This is a genomic window from Eilatimonas milleporae (assembly GCF_003688555.1).
GTDB lineage: Bacteria > Pseudomonadota > Alphaproteobacteria > Sphingomonadales > Kordiimonadaceae > Eilatimonas > Eilatimonas milleporae.
In genome coordinates this window covers 424126-446100 of the sequence record NZ_REFR01000011.1, presented here as the reverse complement: position 1 = coordinate 446100, position 21975 = coordinate 424126, and the positions used below count along the sequence as shown (strand labels likewise).

15 protein-coding genes are annotated in these 21975 nt (G+C 66.5%); 9 read left to right on the top strand and 6 right to left on the bottom strand.

What is annotated here, in order from left to right; genetic code table 11:
* Window positions 1-5: 5 nt before the first annotated feature.
* Window positions 6-419: an antitoxin Xre/MbcA/ParS toxin-binding domain-containing protein gene (locus BXY39_RS10140; protein ID WP_121938729.1), complete on the bottom strand. Its 414-nt coding sequence runs from the start codon at window positions 417-419 to the stop codon at window positions 6-8.
* A gap of 507 nt (window positions 420-926) precedes the next feature.
* Here BXY39_RS10140 and BXY39_RS10135 point away from each other — a divergent pair.
* The 4 genes from BXY39_RS10135 (at window position 927) to BXY39_RS10120 (ending at window position 5668) form a co-directional block, all read left to right on the top strand.
* A complete protein-coding gene (locus BXY39_RS10135) occupies window positions 927-1541 on the top strand; it encodes a TetR/AcrR family transcriptional regulator (protein ID WP_121938728.1) in 615 nt (204 codons plus the stop codon).
* A gap of 387 nt (window positions 1542-1928) precedes the next feature.
* Window positions 1929-4394 (top strand): M1 family metallopeptidase, encoded by a 2466-nt coding sequence (locus tag BXY39_RS10130; protein ID WP_121938988.1) that lies wholly within the window; start codon window positions 1929-1931, stop codon window positions 4392-4394.
* A 14-nt stretch (window positions 4395-4408) separates the two neighbouring features.
* On the top strand, window positions 4409-5047 hold the full coding sequence (locus BXY39_RS10125) for a DUF6702 family protein (RefSeq protein WP_147453541.1): 639 nt from the start codon (window positions 4409-4411) through the stop codon (window positions 5045-5047).
* 42 nt (window positions 5048-5089) lie between these two features.
* Window positions 5090-5668, top strand: coding sequence for a HupE/UreJ family protein (locus BXY39_RS10120; RefSeq protein WP_211332180.1), 579 nt, complete (start codon window positions 5090-5092; stop codon window positions 5666-5668).
* Between the two features lie 279 nt (window positions 5669-5947).
* Here BXY39_RS10120 and BXY39_RS10115 read toward each other — a convergent pair whose 3' ends face one another.
* Window positions 5948-6349, bottom strand: a complete 402-nt coding sequence (locus tag BXY39_RS10115; RefSeq protein WP_121938725.1) for a DoxX family protein — start codon at window positions 6347-6349, stop codon at window positions 5948-5950.
* 355 nt (window positions 6350-6704) lie between these two features.
* Here BXY39_RS10115 and BXY39_RS10110 point away from each other — a divergent pair, with 355 nt between their 5' ends.
* Together BXY39_RS10110 and BXY39_RS10105 are read left to right on the top strand one after the other, a co-directional pair.
* Entirely contained in the window at window positions 6705-8447 is a 1743-nt protein-coding gene (locus BXY39_RS10110) for a methyl-accepting chemotaxis protein (RefSeq protein WP_170163750.1), read from the top strand.
* A gap of 666 nt (window positions 8448-9113) precedes the next feature.
* Window positions 9114-10538, top strand: a complete 1425-nt coding sequence (locus tag BXY39_RS10105) for an alginate export family protein (RefSeq protein ID WP_170163749.1) — start codon at window positions 9114-9116, stop codon at window positions 10536-10538.
* Between the two features lie 426 nt (window positions 10539-10964).
* Here BXY39_RS10105 and BXY39_RS10095 read toward each other — a convergent pair whose 3' ends face one another.
* From BXY39_RS10095 to BXY39_RS10080, 4 genes are all read right to left on the bottom strand, one after another.
* Window positions 10965-12089, bottom strand: coding sequence for an acyl-CoA dehydrogenase family protein (locus BXY39_RS10095; protein ID WP_121938721.1), 1125 nt, complete (start codon window positions 12087-12089; stop codon window positions 10965-10967).
* A gap of 164 nt (window positions 12090-12253) precedes the next feature.
* Window positions 12254-13450: an acyl-CoA dehydrogenase family protein gene (locus BXY39_RS10090; RefSeq protein WP_121938720.1), complete on the bottom strand. Its 1197-nt coding sequence runs from the start codon at window positions 13448-13450 to the stop codon at window positions 12254-12256.
* Between the two features lie 540 nt (window positions 13451-13990).
* On the bottom strand, window positions 13991-15754 hold the full coding sequence (locus BXY39_RS10085; RefSeq protein WP_211332179.1) for a DEAD/DEAH box helicase: 1764 nt from the start codon (window positions 15752-15754) through the stop codon (window positions 13991-13993).
* Window positions 15755-16171: 417 nt separating this feature from the next.
* On the bottom strand, window positions 16172-16918 hold the full coding sequence (locus tag BXY39_RS10080; RefSeq protein WP_121938718.1) for a c-type cytochrome: 747 nt from the start codon (window positions 16916-16918) through the stop codon (window positions 16172-16174).
* Window positions 16919-17170: 252 nt separating this feature from the next.
* Here BXY39_RS10080 and BXY39_RS10075 point away from each other — a divergent pair, with 252 nt between their 5' ends.
* The 3 genes from BXY39_RS10075 to BXY39_RS10065 are packed head-to-tail and all read left to right on the top strand — an operon-like array spanning window position 17171 to window position 21814.
* The gene (locus tag BXY39_RS10075; RefSeq protein ID WP_121938717.1) at window positions 17171-17869 is read left to right on the top strand and encodes an ABC transporter ATP-binding protein; all 699 of its coding nucleotides are present in this window, start codon (window positions 17171-17173) and stop codon (window positions 17867-17869) included.
* Window positions 17866-20433, top strand: a complete 2568-nt coding sequence (locus BXY39_RS10070; RefSeq protein WP_121938716.1) for an FtsX-like permease family protein — start codon at window positions 17866-17868, stop codon at window positions 20431-20433. The genes BXY39_RS10075 and BXY39_RS10070 overlap by 4 nt, the downstream gene beginning before the upstream one ends.
* Window positions 20423-21814, top strand: coding sequence for a lipocalin-like domain-containing protein (locus BXY39_RS10065; RefSeq protein ID WP_211332177.1), 1392 nt, complete (start codon window positions 20423-20425; stop codon window positions 21812-21814). The genes BXY39_RS10070 and BXY39_RS10065 overlap by 11 nt, the downstream gene beginning before the upstream one ends.
* The last annotated feature ends 161 nt before the right edge of the window (window positions 21815-21975 follow it).

The following is a 21975-nucleotide window of genomic DNA, read 5'->3' as shown; positions in this document are numbered from 1 at the left end:
CCGCCCTAGAGTTTCTCGCGGTGCGCATCCACATAACCGATCACACTGAACAGGCCCTTGAGCGATTTCAGAATTTCGACCGGTTTGTCATCGAGCGCACTGTTCCCGGCGTGCATCCACCGCGCCATATCCGCGGTATTGTTGCCGTAGATGGCTCCCAGACCGCGGAACAAGCGGATGACATGCAGGGCGATCTCATATTCCTTCGAGGTCTCTTTCAGCACCGTGTCCCCCCGTTTCAGTCGCCACAGCGAAGTTGCCGACACGCCCAGAATATCGACCAGATCGCCGTCGGCGATTGTCAACTGTTCGGCGGCGCGCAGGAGAGCCCTGGTCACCAGTGTCTCGTCCCGCGAGCGGGGCTTTCTGTCACGGCCCCGCTTCGCCGGGCGGGCCGCGCCCGTGCCGAGAGATGTCATGATCCCACCCTTTCGCCTTCAATGCCGTATGGTTCCATATGACTGCGCTTTTATTCCATTTGAAATGATATATGTATTTCCATTGCAATTAAACAAGGTTTTCAACAGGCTTCTTTTCAGGGGCATGTTTTCAGGGGCATGGCAAAACCGGCATGAATGGCCGCGTGAAAAGCACGCGCGCCCTGACCGGGCACCGGTTCGGCCAAGACGGTCCCCCGCCATCCGGCGGCGGCACTGTATCGCCGCGTGTGATTCGGTGAATATTCATGCAGGCTTATCTTTGGTTTAGCTGACTTTACCAAAGGCTTATGAAAAGTTTAGTCCGCACTGTATTTACGGGTTTCGGCCTTGCCGCCGCCTGTCCGGGTGGTTCTGGCCGGTTCTGGCCGGTTCTGGCCGGTTCTGGGCGGTGGCTTTTTAGTCTTTCCCAGGCATAGTCCCGGCGATATGGTCGTTATTTGAACAATATGACATCCATACAGGGGCCCGTTGACCAAGTCTTTATTCATGGCATCATCCACAGCACAGACAGCACCGCGAAAACGCCTGCATCCGGAAGAACGGCGCGAGCAGCTTCTGGAAGCGGCGATCGAGCAGTTCGCGCGTCAGGGCATCGGCGAGGCCAAGCATGCCGACATCGCCCGCGCCGTCGGCATCACCACGGCGGCCACGTTCAAATATTTTCCGACGCGGGATGCCCTGGTCACCGATGTCATCGACGCCGTCAGCGCCTTTGTGCTGTCCCTGTTCGACGGGGTGGAACCGGTCAAGGGGGGCGCGGCGGCCATATTGCGCGCCCTGGCCGGCAAGGCGCTGACCCTTGTGGATACACACCCTTATCATGTGCAGGTGTGGCTGGGCTGGAGCACCCGCTTCGACCCGGACATGCGCGCCCGCTATCGCCTGTTCGAGGAGGAGCTGCTGTCGCGCATCAGCCATATCCTGTGGGCGGGGGACGAAAAATTCTGCCGGGACAACCGGGACGACGCCCGCATCCTGATGGCGGCCAGCCTGACACTGTGCATCATGAAGCTGGACGGCGAGCCGCCGGAAAAACTGGCGCGCTTTACCGAGCACACCATCGACGTGGTGATGGCCTACGGCCGCGACGGCACCGGATAAGACGCCGCCGTTCCCACGCCATACGTCCATGCGGAGGACCGTATATTGGTCCCTGTAATCGTTTTGGGCACTCTTTTGAGCGTCAGGAGACCACGAGGCCCTGTTTTCGGCCCGGCGCCGTGGCGCACCCCCGGTTCAGACGCGGTTTTCACCCCCGTCACGGGTGGTCCGGCAACCCGTTCGCGCGAATGGCGTTGAATTTCGTGCGTATTCTTGGCAGGAAGGGACCTTATATCAGAGATCAGGGGTCCGGAGCGACCCGGACTATTCATCATGGGGCCGTTTCCGGTCCCGGAATATCCGGACAGACGCCGGGGCCGACTTGGGGAGGACGTCAGTATCATGTTGGGTAAAGGGTTTTTCACGGGCATCATCGCCGCCGGCCTGATGGCGGCGGCGCTGACGGGGCCGGGCGACACGGTTTTCGCCGCGGATACGGGTGCCGGGCAGGCCAAGAGCGTCGGCTATATCGGCGACGGGGCCGACAAGTTCGCGCAGCTGGAAACCGACCTGCCCTCGCCCAACCGCTACCGCGACGCCTCGGGCGCGCCGGGGCCGGACTATTGGCAGCAGCGCGCGGATTATCAGATCAAGGTCCGCCTGGATGAGGAGCGGCGCCGCATTTTCGGCTCCGCGACCATCACCTACACCAACAATTCGCCGCTGGCGCTGCGCTATATCTGGGTGCAGCTGGACCAGAACAAGTTCAGGAATGACAGCCTGTCGCGCCGGTCGGAAACCGCGCGGACAGCCGGTACGCGCCGCGCCAGCGTCGGCAAGGGCGACAGTTTCTCCTTCAATGCGCTGCGCCGCCACCAGTCGTTCAAGGACACGCCGCACGGCTATGACATCACGGATGTGGAGGACGCGCGCGGACGCGACCTGCCCCACACCATCGTCGATACGATGATGCGCATCGACCTGCCGGCGCCGCTCAACCCCGGCGAGACGACGCGTTTTTCCATCGACTGGGAATTCTACATCATCCAGGAAGCCGCCATCGGCGGGCGCGGGGGCTATGAGCATTTCCCCGACAACGACACCTATATCTTCTTCCTGGCGCAGTGGTTCCCGCGCATGGCGGCCTTTACCGACTATACCGGCTGGCAGCACAAGGCGTTTCTGGGACGCGGCGAGTTCACCCTGGAATTCGGCGACTATGAGGTGGAAATCACCGTGCCGGAGGACCATGTGGTGTCATCGACAGGCGTGCTGCAAAACGCCGACCGGGTGCTGACCCGCGAGCAGCGCCAGCGCCTTGCCCGCGCGGAAAACGCCGAGAGCCCGGTCTTCATCGTCACGCCGGAGGAAGCCGCCGCGAACGAGGCGGAAAAATCCACGGGCACCAAAACCTGGGTGTTCAAGGCCGACAATGTGCGCGACTTCGCCTGGGCGTCGAGCCGCAAATTCATCTGGGACGCCATGGGCCACCGCCAGCAGTCGGACGACCATCCGCTGGTGATGGCCATGTCCTTCTATCCCAACGAGGCCGAGCCGATCTGGTCGAAATATTCGACCCATTCCGTGGTCCACACCATGGAGGTCTATTCCAAATACAGCTTCCCCTACCCCTATCCGACGGCGCAGTCCGTCAACAGCTGGGAGCGGGGCGGCATGGAATATCCCATGATCACCTTCAACGGCTACCGCCCGACGAAGGAAGACCTGGTGGACGAGCGCACCTATACGCGCGGCGCCAAATACGGCCTGATCGGCGTCATCATCCATGAGGTCGGGCACATCTATTTCCCGATGACGGTCAATTCCGACGAACGGCGCTGGACCTGGATGGACGAGGGGCTGAACACCTTCCTCGAATATCTGGCCGAGGTGGAGTGGGAAGAAAATTTCCCCGCCTTTCGCGGACGCACCAATGTGCTGGACTATATCCCGTCCTACATGACCAGCAGCAATCAGGTGCCGATCATGACGCAGTCGGATTCGGTGCTGAACCTGGGGCCCAATGCCTATTCCAAGCCGGCGGCCGCCCTGACCGTGCTGCGCGAGACGGTGATGGGCCGCGAGCTGTTCGACCACGCCTTCCGCGAATATGCCCGGCGCTGGAAGTTCAAGCGCCCGACCCCGGCGGACTTCTTCCGCACGATGGAAGATGCCTCCGGCATCGATCTGGACTGGTTCTGGCGCGGCTGGTTCTACAGCACCGACCATGTGGACATGGCGATCACCGGGGTGCGGGAATACAAAATCTCGTCCAAAGACCCGGACCGCGAGTTCCCGCTGGACCGGGCGGAGGACGCCGCGCTTTACCCCGAGCCGCTGCAACAGAGCCGCAACCGCGCGGCGGGGCTGCAAACCCGGCTTCAGCGCTACCCCGAGCTTGGCGATTTCTACAATGAAAACGACAAGTTCACCGTCACCAACAAGGACCGCAACGACTACCAGTCCTTCCGCGAGGGGCTGAGCGACTGGGAGCGCACGGCGCTGGACCGCGCGGTGGAAGACGGCGAGTTTATCTATTTCGTCGATTTCCACAACAAGGGCGGTCTGGTCATGCCGCTGCCGCTGACGCTGACCTTTGCCGACGGGACGACGGAAAAGCTGATGATCCCGGCGGAGTTCTGGCGCCGGCAGGCGGCCAAGGGCAGCAAGCTGATCATCCGCGACAAGAAGATCACCTCCATCGCGCTGGACGCGGAACATCAGACGGCGGACGCGGATTATGCCGACAATCACTTCCCGCGCCAGATCGTGTCCTCGCGGCTGGAGCTGTACAAGTCCACGGGCAAGGCCCGCAATCTGATGGCCGACATGCTGGAAAAGCTGAAAGGCGCCAAGGACGGTGAGGCCGGCGACGCGGACAAAGAGGTGCCGCTGGCCCCGGCGGGCAACTGAGCCCGCGCCCGCCGATGCCGGACAGACAGTGCCCAAACCGGCTTTTGAACGGGGCCGCGGTCATCGCCGCGGTCCTTTTCCTGTGGGTGGCGGCTCCGCCGCGGGCGGACGCGCACCGGATCCGGGCGGCGCTGACCACCATGGTGTGGCAGGCGGACACCGGCCCGGTTGCCGAGGCCGGCCCGGATACGGGCGCGGCACCCGGCAGTGCAGCGGTCGACGCCAGTCCCGACCGGCATGGGCGGTTCGAGATCACGCACCGGCTGCATATCCATGACGCCCAGTTCGCGCTGAACCGGGTGACGGGCGACCCGTCGGCCAGCATTCTCGACGTCGAAGGCCAGGCGCGCCTGCTCCTGCATTTGGACGCACAGTTTTCCATGACCGTGCAGGACGACGCCCCCATGGAAACCCCCTTGGCCACGACCCTGATCGGGGCGGAAGTGGACGGCGATTATCTGTTCCTGTACCGGGAAAGCGTGCCGGCGCCCCTGCCCGCCGCGCTCACCGTGCGTGACAACACACTGCGCGATGTCTTTCCCGGACAGGTCAATCAGGTCAATGTCACCGTGGACGGACAGACGCACAGCATGATGTTCCTGCGCGACGGCACCGTGCGCACGGCCCGCCTGCGCAGCGACCTGCCGGGCTGAAAGGCCCGTTTCCACCCTTGCGGCAACAGGAGTATGGACCGCGTGACCGATTTCTGGCCCACCGTGGGCGATTATCTGATCCTGGGTTTTGAGCATATCCTGCCGCGCGGGCTGGACCATATCCTGTTCATTCTGGGCCTGTTCCTGTCCACCACCCGGCTGATGCCCCTGATCTGGCAGGTCACCGCCTTTACGCTGGCGCATTCACTGACGCTGGCGCTGGCGGTGCTGGGCCTTGTCACCGTGCCGGCCCATATTGTCGAACCGCTGATCGCCCTGTCCATCGCGGCGGTGGCGGCGGAAACCCTGTGGCAGCACAGCCGGGGCCGGCCGCCGTCGCGCTGGCGGCCGGTGATCGTGTTCGCCTTCGGCCTGCTGCACGGCCTGGGCTTTGCCGGTGTGCTGATGGAACTGGGCCTGCCGACGGGCGCGCTGGCGGCGGCGCTGGCCTCCTTCAACATCGGGGTGGAACTGGGCCAGATCGCGGTGCTGCTGATCGCCTGGGCGCTGCTGCACCGCTTTTTCGCGCGGCCATGGTACGGGCGCGCGGTGGTCGTGCCCGGTGCCGCCCTGATCGGCGCCACCGGCCTGTACTGGACGGTGGAACGGATTCTGGGGTAGCGGATTTTGGGTGCCTGACACGCATCGCCCGCGATAGCCATCGGCGACAACACCGGCAAAAGCGACCGACGAAAACGCCCGCAGGACCGTCAGGGTCTTGCGGGCGCACATGTCCAACTATGACTGGATATACATCAAGAATGCGGTCAATGCGGACAGGCGTCAAGCCTTCTTTTTTACAGACCCGCTGTCGCAAGGGATACAGCGGGTATGCGGGCGAGCAAAGACAGCCGCCCATGGACCACCCTGCGGCACACTGGACCACAGTGGGATCCGGCCTTACGCGGCCGCGGTTTTGCCGGCGCGGGCACCGTCCACGCTGAGCGGGCCGGCCCCGGCCACCGCCAGAATGAGAAAACCGCCCGCCATGGCGAGATTTTTCATGAACAGGACCGGCTGTATGGCATCGGCGAAATTGCTGTGCGCCATCAGGGCGGTGGCCACGCAAAACCCGGCGAGCGCCAGGGCGGTGTATCGGGTCAGAAAGCCGGCGGCGATGAACAGACCGGCCAAAATCTCAAACAGGATGGTCGGCCATACCAGCAGGCCGGGAATGCCGATCGTGGTCATATAGGCTGCCGTACCGCTGGGGTCCGACAGTTTCTGTCCCCCCGCCGCCACGAATATGAACGCCATCAGGACCCGACCGACCGGCCAGGCATATGTCTGTACCTTCATCATGGGTTTCCCCCCTCAGTTGTCCAAAGCCCGAACCGGCATCATACGACATGCGGGCAGCGGACGCCAGCCGGGCCCCGACTCCGATCGGTCCATGGCCGGTCTACGGCCGGTCTTCGACCAAACCGGGGCAAATTCAGTCGATAGTGTCCATAAAAAAGATATTTATTACGATTTTAGGTAAAAATGACAGAACTTTTGGTTATTTTTAAAACACCTGAAGTTAATACATCAGACCAATGTCAACTAGCGCAAAAATTTATTTACAAGTCTTTAACACATCTCCAGATATAAACTCATTCTCAATTGCATGGATTTCGTCAGCAAGTGTCCGTCACAGGATAGGGAAGGGACTGTCGTGCTCCGCAACTTGAAAATCACGCATAAACTGTATCTGCTGCTTTTTGTCGTTCTGGTGGCGCTGACCGGGGTGGGCCTGACCGGCCTGTCCGGCGCCCGCTCGGACGCCGCCGCCTTTGAAATGTACCAGCGCATCGCCCGCGAACAGTCGCTGCTGGCCGATATCGCCGAAGACCTGAACCAGGCACGGCTGGCCACGCTGAAATACCGCCTGGAAAACCGCGACCGGGCCTTTGAACGGGAAGCCCGCGACAATATGGCGGAAATCGCCGCGCTGTCGGATGCGACCCTGGCCGGAATCCGGCCGGAGATCCTGCGGCAGATCCGCGGCTTTCAGGACAGCGCGGCGGAGTATGACGCCTTGTTCGCCAAGGCGGCGCGCCTGGACGATGCCGGCGCGGAGAGGGTTTTCCGGGCGGACCTGGACAGGATCGGCCCCGACCTGTCGGCCCGGCTGGACGAGGCCCAGAACGGATTGCAGCGCCAGCAGCGGGCCATCGGCCGCGACGCCCTGGCCATGATCGAGACCACCACCGCCAGCATCATGACCGGAACGGCCGCCGGCATCCTGCTGACGATCGTGTTGTGCGTGCTGATCGCCCGTTCCATCGCGCGGCCCGTCGTCGCCATCACCGGCACCATGGCCCGGCTGGCGGACAAGGACTGGTCGGCGGACGTGCGCGGCACCGACCGGCGCGACGAGATCGGCGCCATGGCCAGGGCGCTGGCGGTGTTCCGCCAGACGGGGGTCGAGATGGAAACCCTGCAGGAGCAGGAGCGCCGGCGTCTGGAGCAGGAAAAACAGGATCAGGTCCGCGCCGCCGAGAACAAGGCACGCGCGGACGCCGAGAGGCGCGCCCGCGAGCAGGAGGCCGAGGCCCGCTTGCAGGCGGAGCAGACCCGCACCCGCCACGATCTGGCGAAAAAATTCAAGCTGGTGATCGGCGGCGTGGTGTCTGAAGTGTCGACCGCCGCCGACCAGCTTAAAGGCACGGCGGACAGCATGGCCTCGACCGCGGAGCAGACCCAGTCGCAGTCGCAAAACATGGCCACCGCGTCGCAGCAGACGGAAACCAATGTGGGCACCGTGTCGGCGGCAACGGAAGAACTGGCCGCCTCCATCGCTGAAATCGCCCGGCAGATGCAGCATTCCAGCAAGGTGTCGGAAGACGCCAATGCGCAGGTACAGGCCACCAATGAGCGCGTCACCGGACTGAGCGAGGCGGCGCGCAAGATCGGCGAGGTGGTGACCCTGATCCAGGACATCACCGAGCAGACCAATCTTCTGGCGCTGAACGCCACGATCGAGGCGGCGCGCGCCGGCGAGGCCGGCAGGGGCTTCGCCGTGGTCGCATCGGAAGTGAAATCGCTGGCCGTGCAGACGCAAAAGGCGACCGAGGACATCACCCGGCAAATCCACGAGGTCCAGTCGGAGACCGAAGGCACGGTGAAGGAAATCAGGGATATCGGCACCATCGTGCAGGATCTGGCCAATATCGGCCAGGCGGTGTCCTCGGCGGTGGAGGAACAGAACACCGCGCTGGCCGAAATCAGCCGCAGCACGCAGGAAGCGGCCAAAGGCACCCAGTCGGTCGCGGATCAGGCCCGCACCATCCTCGGCGCGGCGGAAGACACGGGCACGGCATCCACCCAGGTCAAGGGCGCGTCCGAGCATCTGCGCAACAATGTGGTGCTGCTGGAGACCGAGGTGACGCAGTTTGTCGCCAATCTGCAACAGTAAGGCCGCCATATGCCCGATATCGCGCCCGCTGTAAAAAACCATTAAGCTTCCCCTTACCAATGCCCCGGCAGTCTTGAACGGCTGCCGGGGCTGTCTTTGTGCCCATGTCGGTCAACATGTCGGTCAACAAGTCGGTGCCCGTGTCGGTACCTGTGTCGGGGCCTGTATCCGTCTCCGCATGGCGGGGTGCGGCCACCGTGACCCGCCCGCCGGCATGACACACCCGGCCCGGTGTCCGCCGCCTGCAAAAGTTGGCGGCCGGCCAGGGGATGGGCCACAAGGGGATGAGCTAAAAGGGGGATGGGCTAAAAGGGGGATGGGCCACAAATATGGACCGCAGGGATGAACCGGCACAAAGGGGGCCATAAGGAACAGGGCGTGGCGTTCAGATCAGGACACCGTAGCGGGCACAAGGGGCGGCCCACCGCCGCCGGGACGCGACAGGCCGGTGTGCCACAGACTGGTGTGCGGCAGATTGGGGCGCGGCAGGCCGGTGCGCGACAGATTGGGGCGCGACAGACTGGGGCGCGACAGACTGGGGCTCGACAGATTGGGGCGCAGGCGGTCCGGCAGCGCACACGGCCCGGCGTGCGGACAGCCCTTTCAGGGGGCATGGTCGCGGTCCTGCCGACACTCCTTTTGGCGACCTTCCGGACAATCCTCCGGATGTTTCTCTGGGGCGTCCTCTGGGCAATCCTCTGGGCAATCCTCTGGGCAGGGACAGGCCCCGTCCGGGCGCAGACGGCCCCGTTTGACGAAAGCCGGCCCCAACGGCCGGACGATACCGTGCAAGGGCCGGAGCGGCTGAGCCTGAGCGGCAGCCACCGCACGCGCTTCCAGATGCTGGACGGCCAGTTCCGGCCCGGTTTCGGCGACGGCGACCATTCCATGGCCTTTGTCACCCTGCTGCGGGCGGATGTGCGCCTGGGCAAACGCTTCAGCCTGACCGCCGAAATCGAGGACGCGCGCCAGGCGCTGGCCGACGGCAGCACACCGCTGGAGACCACCAATGTCAATGCGCTGGCCCTGTTGCAGGCCAATCTGCGCTATACGGCGGACGATCTGTTCGGCCTGGGCGGGCGGACGCGGTTGACGCTGGGGCGCCAGACCCTCGGCATCGGCCGCCGGCGTTTTGTCGGACGGCAGGTTTTCCGCAACACCATCCAGAATTTCACCGGCCTGGACATCTTGTGGCGGGGCCGTGGCGGCCGCCGCGTGCACGGCTTTTACACCCTGCCCGTCATCATCCGGCCGGACGCGCCCGAGCGCCTGCTGGACAATGACATCGTTTTCGACCGCGAGAGCTTGGACCTGCAATTCTGGGGCCTGGCGCTGACCGACCCGACCGTCAGCCGGCACGCCCACTATGAGCTGGCCGTCTTCGGCCTGCATGAGCGCGACGGCGCGCCCGACAAGGCGCACAGGCAGACAGAGAACCGCCAGCTGTACACCGCCAGCCTGCGCCTGTGGCGTCCGCATGCGGGCCGCCATGTGGACTATGAACTGCACGGCGCCGTCCAGTTCGGCGAGCAACGCGCGAGCGACGACCCGCAAGACCGCCGCGACCTGGATCACAGCGCCCATTATGTTCACGGCGAAATCGGCTACAGCTTCGGCGACGGCTGGCAAACGCGGCTGATGCTGCAATATGACCATGCCAGCGGCGACCGGGACCCCGAAGACGGCAACAGCAACCGGTTCGACAGCCTGTTCGGCCCGCGCCGGCCGGAGTTCGGCCCGACCGGCACCTACGGCGCCTTCAACCGCAGCAACATCACCGGCCCCGGCATCCGCCTGAGCATCGCGCCGAGCCGGCGGCTGGACGGTTTCGTCGGCTACCGCGCCTTCTGGCTGGACGAACGGCGCGATGAGTGGGGCCCGGCGGACCTTCAGGACCGGCAAGGCCGGTCGGGGACCTTTCTCGGGCATCAGATACAGGGCCGCCTGCGCTGGCGCCCCTTTCCCGGCAACCTGATGGTGGAGACCGGCTTCGCCCATCTTGTCGACGGCGGCTTCGCCCGGCGGGCGCCGGGGGCGACCGGGTTCGGCGACACCACCTATCTCTACACCGATGTGACCTTTTCCTTCTGAGGGCCGGAGAGCCGGCGGCAACCGGCAGCAAAGCCCGTCACTGCCGGAGGACCGCGCGGGGGCCCGGGCCTTTTCAACGCCGCGCCAATACGCGCGCGGGAAGCCACCGCCCGCACAAGACCCCGCACAAGACCCAACACAAGACAATGACCTCAAAGAAAGAGATCCGAGACCTGGAATAAAAGTCGGGCCAGACGATTTGAGTGGATACACACTCACCGGAAAGTCGTTCCAGATGACAATCCGGTGAGTGTGCTTCAGGTCATTGTTTGATCAGGCCCTTGTTTCAGGCAGCCTGACAGGCCCGCCTGTCAAACCGGCCCGCCTGTCAAACCGGCCCGTCTGTCAAACCGGCCCGTCTGGCAAACCGGCCCGTCTGGCAAACCGGCCCGTCAGGCAAACCGGCCCGTCTGGCAAACCGGCCCGTCAGGCGGCGCGGGACAGTTTGGTGAAGCGTTTCAAGTGATAGTCGGTGTCACCGAAATAATGGTCGATCATCACCAGCCGCTTGGCCACATGGGCGACGGAATATTCCCAGGTGACGCCGATGCCGCCATGCATCTGCACCGCCTCTTCCGCGACCAGGCGGCCGACCCTGCCGACAAGCGACTTGGCGGCGCTGATCAGGCGGTCACGCTCGCCCGCCGGTTTGCCGAAGGCGGTGGTGGCCGTCAGCACGATGGAGCGCGCCTGCTCGATTTCCGTACAGACATCGACCATGCGGTGCTGCAACGCCTGAAACTTGCCGATGGGCACGCCGAACTGGGTGCGGGTGCGCAGATAGTCCAGCGTGGCGTCACGGGCGTTTTCCATCGCGCCCAGGGCCTCGGCCGACAGGGCGAAGGCGCCGCGCGCCAGCGTCTCGCCGATGGCGTCATCGGCCGCGCCGCCGGTCATCAGCACATGGTCGGCGGGCACGGCGACATTTTCAAAGGTGATTTCGGCCCCGCGCGACCCGTCGACGGTGGGATAGGCGCGGCGGGCGACCCCGTCACCGTCGCCGGGCACCAGCACCAGCGCGGTACCGCCGTCCGGCAGGCGGGCCGAGACGATCAGCGTGTCGGCCTCGCCGCCATTGATGACGACGGATTTCGCGCCGGTCAGGCGGTAGCCGTCGCCGTCGGCGGCCAGGCTGGCGGCGATGCGCGCGGCGTTGTAGCGGGCGCCCGGCTCATAATGGGCAAAGGCCAGCAGGCGGCCGCCGGCGATCACGTCGTCCAGCAGGCCGGGACCGGCGCCGCCGGCGCGCTCGTCCGCCAGCAGTCCGGCGCCGAGAATGGCGGTGGCGACAAAGGGTTCGATGACGATGCCGCGGCCCAGTTCCTCCATCACCACCATGATGTCGATGGGCGTGCCGCCGAAACCGCCGACCCGTTCCGGCAACACCGCGCCGATGAGGCCGAGCTCGGCCATCTGCGCCCAGTGGTCCCTGCTGTAGCCGAGATCGGATTTGTAGATTTTGTCGCGGGTTTCAAAGTCGTATTTTTCGCGCACGAAGCGGGCGATCATGTCCTTCAGCAGGCGATGATCCTCAGACAGGGTAAAGTCCATGACAGGTCTCTCTTAAAATAGGCGCGGCGCCGGACCGGGGAGGCATGCGGTGCCGCGCGTGAACGGGGACGGGGCCGGACGGGGACGGGGGAAGGACGGTGACACACCACCCTCACCCCCCGGCATTCACGGCCCCGGGATAACGGTTTCGGGGACAAATCCGCCTACAGGCCCAGCACCATTTTCGAGATGATGTTGCGCTGAATTTCGTTCGACCCGCCATAGATGGAATATTTGCGCCGGTTGAAATACTGACCGGCCAGCGGCGTGGCGTAATCGGGGCCGACGGGCGCCTCGTTCGAGCCGTCCTCCAGCACTTCCGGCGTGAACGGCAGGGCGTAGGGGCCGACGGCGCGGCGCAGCAGGTCGCTCAGTTCCTGGCGGATCTGCGTGCCCTTGATTTTCAGCATGGAGCTTTCCGGCCCCGGCACGCCGCCGTCCTGGGCCTGGCTGACCACGCGCAGATTGGTCAGTTCCATCGCCATCAGGTCGATTTCCACCGACGCCATGCGGGCGGCGAAATGGGGATCGTCGATGAGGGGGCCGTCCTCGTCCTCGGTCTCGCCGGCGACGCGCTTCAGCTTGGCCAGTGCGGCCTTGGCATAGGCGACGCCGGCGATGCCGGTGCGCTCATGCGTCAGCAGATATTTGGCGCAGGTCCAGCCCTTGTTCTCCACGCCGACCAGATTGGCGGCGGGCACGCGCACATCGTCGAAGAAGACCTCGTTCACCTCATGGTCGCCTTCGATGGTGATGATGGGCCGCATGGTCACGCCGGGCGTGTCCAGATCGATCAGCAGGAAGGAAATGCCCTCCTGCGGTTTGCCCTCGGTGCTGGTGCGCACGAGGCAGAAAATCCAGTCGGCATACTGACCGAGGGTGGTCCAGGTTTTCTGGCCGTTGACCACATAATGGTCGCCGTCGCGCACGGCACGGGTTTTCAGGCTGGCCAGGTCCGAGCCGGCGCCGGGCTCGGAATAGCCCTGGCACCACCAGTCGGTGCCGTCGAGGATGCGCGGCAGATAATGGGCCTTCTGTTCGTCGCTGCCGAACTTGATCAGCACCGGGCCGAGCATGTTGAGGCCGAAGGGCGGCAGTTCCGGCGCCCCGGCATTGACGCACTCCTCCTCGAAAATATGCTTCTGGAACGGGGTGAAGCCGGAGCCGCCATATTCCTCCGGCCAGCTGTGGGCCAGCCAGCCGCGCGCCAGCAGCTTGGCCTGCCAGTCCAGGAAATCCTGCTTGGACAGCATTTGCCCGCCCTTCATCTTGGCGGCGATGGCGGACGGCAGATTGTCTTTGAGAAAGGCGCGGACCTCATCGCGGAATGCGTGGTCCCCGGCACTGTAGTCGAGATGCATGCTCACTCTCCCCTTGGAACTCGGTTGTCTCTCCTCAGGGCGTGAGTTTAGGCGCCCGCGCCCGCCCGTCCAGCGAAAAGACGCACACGGGCCTGAGAGCGCGGCACAATGTCCCAGCAGCGGCGCCGGACAGGGCGGCGGCGCGCCCACTGGACCGCGCCAAATGATACGGGATCGCCGGGTGATGGGACAGGATGGACCGACCGGCCGGGTCAGGCGAGAGACGGAAGGCCCCTGCGCCAGAGCCTGCCGGCAAAGGAGACCCTGCCCGCCAAGAAGAGCCTGGCCGCAAAGATTCGGACAAGGCGCTTGGCCGCGCGACTCCGCGTGGGAACTATCGCGCGGCATATGCCGGTTAGCCCATGCCGGTCAGCTCAGGTTTGGCCAGCTCAGGTTTGATCGGGTCCGGTTTGGCCGGATCTGGTTTGGCCGGATCTGGTTTGGTCGGGCCGGCTTTGATCCGGGCCACGCCGATAGGAGTGTCCGGGGTCCGGGCCACGCACTCGGGTCCGCGCCCAAATCCCCCACTCAGATCCGCACTCAGGCCGCCCGGCGGTCGCGGCCGCCGCCGGCCTGGTCGCCGCCCGCGCCCTTGCCGCCCCGGTCACGGTCCTGCCGCGACGGCCGGTGCGCGGCCTCACTGGATTTGGTGCGATGCGGCTTGCCGTGGCCGGACCGGTCGCGCCGGGGTTTGGCATCGCCCCCGGTTGCCTGCGGGCCATGGTCGTGGCGGGGGTCGTGACGGGCCGGTTTGCCGCCACGCCCGCCCTTGCGGCCGGCCGGGCGCCGCTGTCCGTCATCGCGCCGCTGCGTGTCCGCGTGATCGCGGCCGTCGGCACGGGTCCGCCTGGCCTGACCAGTGTGACTTGCCTGACCATTGTGACTTGCCTGGCCATTCCTGTCGGTGTGGCGGTTCCGAGTGGCGGCGCGGTCCTGCCCGGAGCGGGCGGCCTGATCGGCCCGGCCGCTCTGATCGCTGCGGGCGACGCGGTCGCCATCGCGGCCGGTGTCGCGGCGGGTGTCGCGGCGGGTGTCGGCATCCGTCCTGGGGCCGCCCTTGCGGTGTTGGGACCGGGTTTGCGACCGGGTTTGCCCGTTGCCGCGCGCTCCGTTGCCGCGCGCGCCGTTGGCTTGGCCACGGGGGCTTTTGCCCGAACGCGCCGCCTTGCGGGTCGTCTCCAGGCGCATGTCTTCCATCGGCAGCTTGCGGCGGATCAGTTTTTCCACCGCGCGCAACAGGTCGCGTTCGCTGTCGTCGCAGAATGTCACGGCCACGCCGTCGCGCCCGGCCCGCGCCGTGCGACCGATGCGGTGGACATAGGCATCCGCCACCTGCGGCAGGTCATAGTTGAAGACATGGGTCACGCTGGAAATGTCGATGCCGCGCGCGGCGATGTCGGTGGCCACCAGCAACAGCGCCTTGCCCGCCTTGAACCGGCGCAGGGCCTGGTCGCGGTGCGACTGTTTCTTGTCGCCGTGGATGGCGACGGCCTCGAACCCGGCCCTGGTCAGCCGTTCGGCCAGACGGTCGGCGCCGCGCTTGGTGCGGACGAAGACCAGCGCGCTGTCCACCGGTTCGGCCCGGAGGAGGCTTTCCAGCGCGTCGCGCTTGCGCGTGCCCTCGATCAGGATCACCTGCTGGTCGATACGCTCGACCGTGGTGGCCTGGGGCGTCACCTCGGCGAAATGGGGACGGTCCAGCATGCTGTCGGCCAGGCCCTTGATCGGCCCTGCCATGGTGGCGGAAAAGAACATGGACTGACGCGCCGACGGCAGGGCGGCGACGATCCGCCGGATCGGCTTGACGAAGCCAAGGTCGAGCATGTGGTCGGCCTCGTCCAAAACGAACATCTCGGTCTCGTCCAGCCGGCAGGTGCCGGAGGACATGTGGTCCAGCAGGCGGCCGGGCGTGGCGACGATGATGTCGCTGCCGCGCGACAGCATGCGGATCTGCGGGCCGTATTTGACTCCGCCGACGATGACGGTGACGGACAGGCGCCGGCTGCCGGCATATTTGCGGATGCTTTCGGCGATCTGGGTTACCAGTTCGCGGGTCGGCGCCAGGATCAGGGCGCGGCAGGCCGCCGGCCCGGCGCGGCGCGGCAGACCCATCAGACGGTCCAGAATGGGCAGCGCGAAGGCCGCCGTCTTGCCGGTGCCGGTCTGGGCGATGCCCATGATGTCGCGCCCGTCGAGGGCGGCGGGAATGACGCGCGCCTGAATGGGCGACGGCGTGGTGTAGCCGGCCGTCTCCAGGCCGGTCAGAAGATCGGGCGCAAGGCCCAGGTCACTAAACTGTGTCACGAATATTGTGTCTTTCGCATCAAAGGGACGCGCGGTCCGCCCCGGCCCCTTGTCAGGCCGGCACAAACCCATCCCGTATCATATGTTTGAAAAGCCCCGCGTTCCCGGGCCTGTCAGTGAATCTCTCAAGTAATGTCCCTGGCGGAGGGCGGAGGGAGCCGTGACTGTAACAAGGGCTCTCAATCGACGCGGCCAGGCCGCCAGGGGCAGTGCAAATGGATGTATCCAAAGCACCATGCGGGCCAGCTTGTGTCATGCCTGAATGCGAAAGTCAATGGAGGGGGCGAAAGTCAATGGAGCGCAAAAAGCAATGCGGGACACATCGGGGCCGTATCAGGTGCGCATCCTGGAGGAGTCCGGATGGCTCAAACTGCATGGCGGGGCGCCGGTGTTCGGGGAACGGGCCCTATTCCGGCCCTATTCCGGGGGCGGGTTGTCGCGCAGCACCGGCCTGGGGCCACCGGACGGCCGGCGCAGCGTGGTCAGCCATGCGATCAGGTCGCGCCTGTCCCGCGCGTTTCTCTGAAACGGCAGAAAGGCCATGTGGCTGCCCTGGTCGAAGGCCTTACGCTCGGCGATGAAGGCGTCGAGCCGCGCGGGCGTCCACAGGCCGCCACGGCGCATCAGGCGTTCGCTGTAATGGAAATAGCGCAACGACGCCACCGGGCGCCCGACGACGCCGTACAGGTTGGGGCCGATGGCATTGCCCGCGCCCGGCCAGGCCGTGTGACAGACGAAACACGGCCGCGCCAGCTGTTCGCCGCGTTCCGCGTCCCCCTCCCAGACGGTGGCGGCCGCGTCAGCGATGCCAGAAGTGCCCGTGTCAGGAGTTTCAGCTTCAGGGGTGTCAGTTTCGGGGGTGTCAGTTTCGGGGATATCAGGGGCAGGGCTCGCGGGATCAACAGGGCCGGTATCGGTATCAGACCCGGTGTCGGCATCGGGGGCCGACGGCATGCCTGGCGGCCGGTCGGGGTCCGTATCGCCGGGGGTGGCGGCCGGCGCCGCCCGTGACAGGGACGCCGCAGGCAAAACGGCGGAGGGCCTTGCGCCCTTTGTGTCCGCCATGGAAGGCGGCATGGCGCCCGCGAAAAACAGTGACCCCGCCGTCACACCCCAAACCGTCAGCAGCGCCGCCGCGACACCCGGACCCATCGCGCGTCCCATTGCACACCCCCCAATGCCATGCACACCATGCACATCATGCGGGCCCGTCCATATGGCGGCCCGCGCCGGGGCGCACTGAAACACGCAGGGGGTAAAGGGTTCAATTCCATTAATATTTTAATCATTATGATTTGGCTATTCGCAAAGAAAACAATCCGGCAGCGCGATCCGGGCGTACATCATGATCCTTGAAATGCGTGACCGCGCCGCACAGATAATGTGCGACCATCTTTCCGGACCGGGCCCGATGCGATGCTGGATGTAAACGATCTGAGAAAACGCTATGACACGCCGCAGGGCCCCCTGCGGGTGCTGGACGGGGTGTCGATGCATCTGCCCGCCGGGCAGAGCCTGGCGCTGATGGGCGAGTCCGGCTGCGGCAAAAGCACCTTCCTGCATGTTGTGGCGGGCCTGGACAGTGCCGACGGCGGCACCGTCAGCGTGGACGGCGACAATGTGAGCGCCATGGACGACAGCGCCCGCGCCGCCCTGCGCCGGGACAGGGTGGGGCTGATTTTCCAGCAGTTCAACCTGATCCCCAGCCTGACGGTGCGGGACAATCTGTCCTTTCAGGCGCGGCTGGCCGGACGGCTGGACCGGGACTGGCTGGACCGTCTGACCGGGCGGCTGGACCTGGGCGGACTGATGGACCGCTATCCCGAACATCTGTCGGGCGGCCAGCAGCAGCGGGTGGCCATCGGCCGCACCTTCGCGGCGCGGCCGTCGCTGGTGCTGGCGGACGAGCCCACCGGCAACCTGGACGAGGCCACCAGCGACAGCGTCATGGCCCTGTCGCTGGAGCTGGTGCGCGAGACCGGCTGCGCCCTGCTGGTGGTCACCCACAGCGACCGCCTGGCTGGCGCCATGGACCGGACCCTGAGACTGAGCGGGGGACGGCTGAGCGGCGGGCGGCTGGATGGGGAACGACCGGATGGGGAGCGGTCACAGTGACCGGCACCGCCGCCATTGCCGGTGCGCTGGCCGGCCACTGGCGCCGCCACAAGGTGCAGCTGGCGGCGCTGATTGTCGGGCTGGCCGCCGCCACGGCGCTGTGGAGCGGCGTGCAGGCGCTGAACACGCACGCCCGTGCCAGTTACCGCGCGGCCGAGGACAGTTTTTCCAGAAGCCGGGTGCCCGTGCTGGCACCGCCGGACGGCGGCACGGTCACGGATGCGGTCTTTGCCCGGTTGCGCCGGGCGGGATGGGCTGTCGCGCCGGTGCTGGAAGGCCGGCTGACGGTGGACGGCAGATCCTACACCCTTGTCGGCATCGACCCGCTGAGCCTGCCGGACAGCCAAAGACTTCCGGGAGGACAGGGATTCGACGCCGTCGCCGCGTATGGGGACGACTTTCTGCGCTTCGTCAGTCGGCCGGGCCTGCTGTATGCCGCCCCGGCCACGGCACGGGCGCTGGCCGCCGGCACCGGGCGGCCCGTGGGGCCCAAAGACCACCCCCTGCCGCCGATTGCCGCCGGCGATGGTATTGCCGGCGATACGCTGATCGCCGACATCGGCGTGGCGCAGGCCCTGCTGGGGCAGCCGGGGCGCCTGTCCTATCTGATACTGGACCCGGACAGCGGGCACCGGCGGGGCGCGGCGATGGATACCGCGCAAGACAGTCTGAATGCGCAAGATGATCTGAATGCACAAGATAATCTGAATGCGCAAGACAGTCTGGCGGGCATCCTGGCCGGGCTGCCGGGCGCGGCGCTGGTGCGTGTGGACCCGGCGGTGACGGTGGACATTTCCGGCCTGACCGACAGTTTCCACCTGAATCTGACGGCGTTCGGGCTGCTGTCCTTTCTGGTGGGGCTGTTCATCGTCCATGCCACCATCGGCCTGGCGTTCGAACAGCGGCTGCCCACATACCGTACGCTGAGGGCCTGCGGGGTGTCGGCGCGGCGGCTGACCGCCCTGCTGCTGACCGAACTGCTGACCATTGCGCTGGCCGCCGGCGCCGTCGGCGTGGCGCTGGGCTACGGGCTGGCGGCCGCGCTGCTGCCGGATGTGGCCGGCAGTCTCGGCGGCCTGTACGGCGCGGCGGTGGACGGCAGCCTGCGGGTGCGCCCAAGCTGGTGGCTGGCCGGCCTGGGGATGAGCCTGGCCGGCGCGCTGGCCGCATCGGCCGGCGCGCTGTGGCGGGTGTACCGGCTGCCCCTGCTGGCGGCGGCGCATCCGCGCGCCTGGCACGACGCGCAGGCGCGGCGCCTGACGGTTCAGACGCTGGCCGCCGGCGCCCTGCTGCTGGCGGCGGTGGCGGTGTACCGCTACGGCACGGGACTGGTGGCCGGCTTCGCCGTCATGGGCGGGGTTCTGCTCGGCGCGGCGCTGGCCCTGCCCGGCCTGTTGTCGCTGATGCTGACGGCGGGCGGGGCGTTGGCGCGCCGGCCGCTGGCGCAGTGGTTCTGGGCCGACATGCGCCAGCAGCTGTCGGGGCTGTCGCTGGCGCTGATGGCGCTGCTGCTGGCCCTGGCGACCAATATCGGCGTGGGCACCATGGTGGACGGCTTCCGCAAGACCTTTGCCGTCTTTCTTGACGAGCGGCTGGTGACGGAGGTCTATGTGGACGCCCGCGACAACGGCGAAGGCGACCGGATCGCCGCCTGGCTGGCGGCCCGCGCCGATGTGGACGCCGTGTTGCCCAACTGGTCCGTCGCCGGGGCCTATCGGGGCTGGCCCGCCGATATTTACGGGTTCCGCGACCATGCGACCTACCGCGATTTGTGGACCCTGCTGGACGCGGTGGAGGGCCCCTGGGACCGTGTGCGCGACGGGGCCGGCGCGCTGGTCAGCGAACAGCTGGCGCGGCGGTTCGACATCCGCGCCGGCGACGATATCACACTGGACAGTCCGGCGGGGCCGTGGACGGTGGCGGTGGCCGGCATTTACGCCGATTACGGCAACCCGCGCGGGCAGGTCCGCGTGGCCGCCGCCACCCTGACGCAGCGGTTTCCAAACGCCCGGCGCACCCAGTATGGCGTGCGCACGCAGCAAACGGACAGGGTGATCGCCGCCCTGAAGACCCGCTTCGCCCTGGACGACCGGCGGGTGATCGACCAGACGCGCCTGAAACGGTTTTCAAACGGCGTTTTCGAGCGCACCTTCACCGTCACCGTGGCGCTGAAAACCCTGACGCTGGGGGTCGCCGGCATCGCCCTGCTGACCGCGCTGATGACGCTGACGGGCGCGCGCCTGCCGCAGATCGCCCCCATATGGGCGCTGGGCGTGCCGCGCCGGACGCTGGTGCGGCTGGAACTGGCGAAAATCCTGGCGCTGGCCCTGCTGACGGCCGGGCTGGCCGTGCCGCTCGGTACCTTTGTCGCCTGGTGTCTGGTCGCCCTTGTCAATGTGGAGGCGTTCGGCTGGCGGCTGCCGCTGTATGTGTTCCCGATGAAATGGCTGGATATGGCGGCGGTGGCCGCGCTGACGGCGGGGCTGGCCGCCGCCCTGCCGCTCGCCGCCCTGCGGCGCATGCCGCCGGCCCGGCTGGCCAAGGTGTTTGCCGATGAACGCTGACCGTCTTTCGCGTATGGCGTCAAAAGTCGTTTCGACCGGCCTGAAAACGTTGCCGATCGGGGCCGTGATGACAGCTGTGGCCATGATGGCGGCTCTGGCGACAGGGTACCTGCCGGCGGGCGGGGCCGCCACGGCGCAGGAGCGCGGCTTTGCCGGGCTGGGGGACAGGGCGGACGGTTTCGCGCCCGTGGTGCCGGGCCGGGCCCTTGCCTTCCCGCGCGATTTCGGGCCGCACCCGGCCTTTCGCCTTGAATGGTGGTATGTGACCGCCAATCTGAGCGGGCCGGACGGCAACCCGTACGGCCTGCAATGGACCCTGTTTCGCCAGGCGGCGCGCCCGCCCGCCCCACGGCATGGCGACAAAACCGGCAGCGCAGGCGCGGGGACGGACGGGCCGGAGGGCGGCTGGGCCAGTCCGCATTTCTGGATGGGCCATGCCGCCGTGACCACGCCGGAGCGGCAGTTTTTCGCCGAAAAGCTGGCGCGCGGCGGCATCGGCCAGGCCGGGGCGGCGGCAAGGCCCTTCGGCGCCTGGATCGACGACTGGCAGCTGGCCGGGCACGGCAAGGACACGGCAGACGGGGCGCAAGACAGTGCCGGCGGCCCTGAGGGCGGGCCTGAGGGTGGGCCTGAGGATGGATATGCGGGCGGATATGCGGATGGATATGCGGGCGACGGGAAACACCGCTATACCCTGCGCGCCGGGGGGGCGGGGTTCGGCTACCGGCTGACGCTGGACAGCACGGCGCCGCCCGTCCTGCATGGAAAACAGGGATACAGCCAAAAATCGGACGGCGGGCAGGCGTCCTATTATTTCAGCCAGCCGTTCCTGACGGCGCGCGGCAGCCTGCATGTGAACGGCCGGACCATACCGGTGACGGGCACGGCGTGGCTGGACCGGGAGTGGAGCAGCCAGCCGCTGGCCGCCAACCAGACGGGATGGGATTGGTTTTCCCTGCGGCTGGCGGACGGGGCGCGGGTGATGCTGTTCCGCCTGCGCCACGAAAACGGCGAGGATGGCGGGGGTGCCGACGCGGGTGACGACGCCGGTGGTGCAGACAGCGGCGGCAAGGACGGGCGTGACAGCGATTACATATCGGGCACCTGGATCGCCGCCGACGGCGGCACCCACCCCCTGGACCGCGAGACGGCGGCCCTGCGCCCGCTGGCCTTCACCATGGTGGCCGGGCGGCGGGTGCCGACGCTGTGGGCCGTCAGCGTGCCGGCGCGCGGACTGGATGTGCGCGTCCGCGCCCTGAATCCGGAAAGCTGGATGGGCACCCGCATCGCCTATTGGGAAGGCCCGGTCACACTGACGGGCAGCCACAGCGGCGACGGCTATCTGGAAATGACGGGGTACCGGGCACAAGGCGACCGGTGATCATGACGGCAGCGGCACCACCGGACCGGATAACACCCCTGGCAACACCCCTGGCAACACCCATGCCGGGGCGCAACACTGACGGCACCCGCACCGCACATCCGGGCCACAACTTAAAATAATCAAGCACCCTTAAAGAAAAGAATATTTTCAACCCGCAG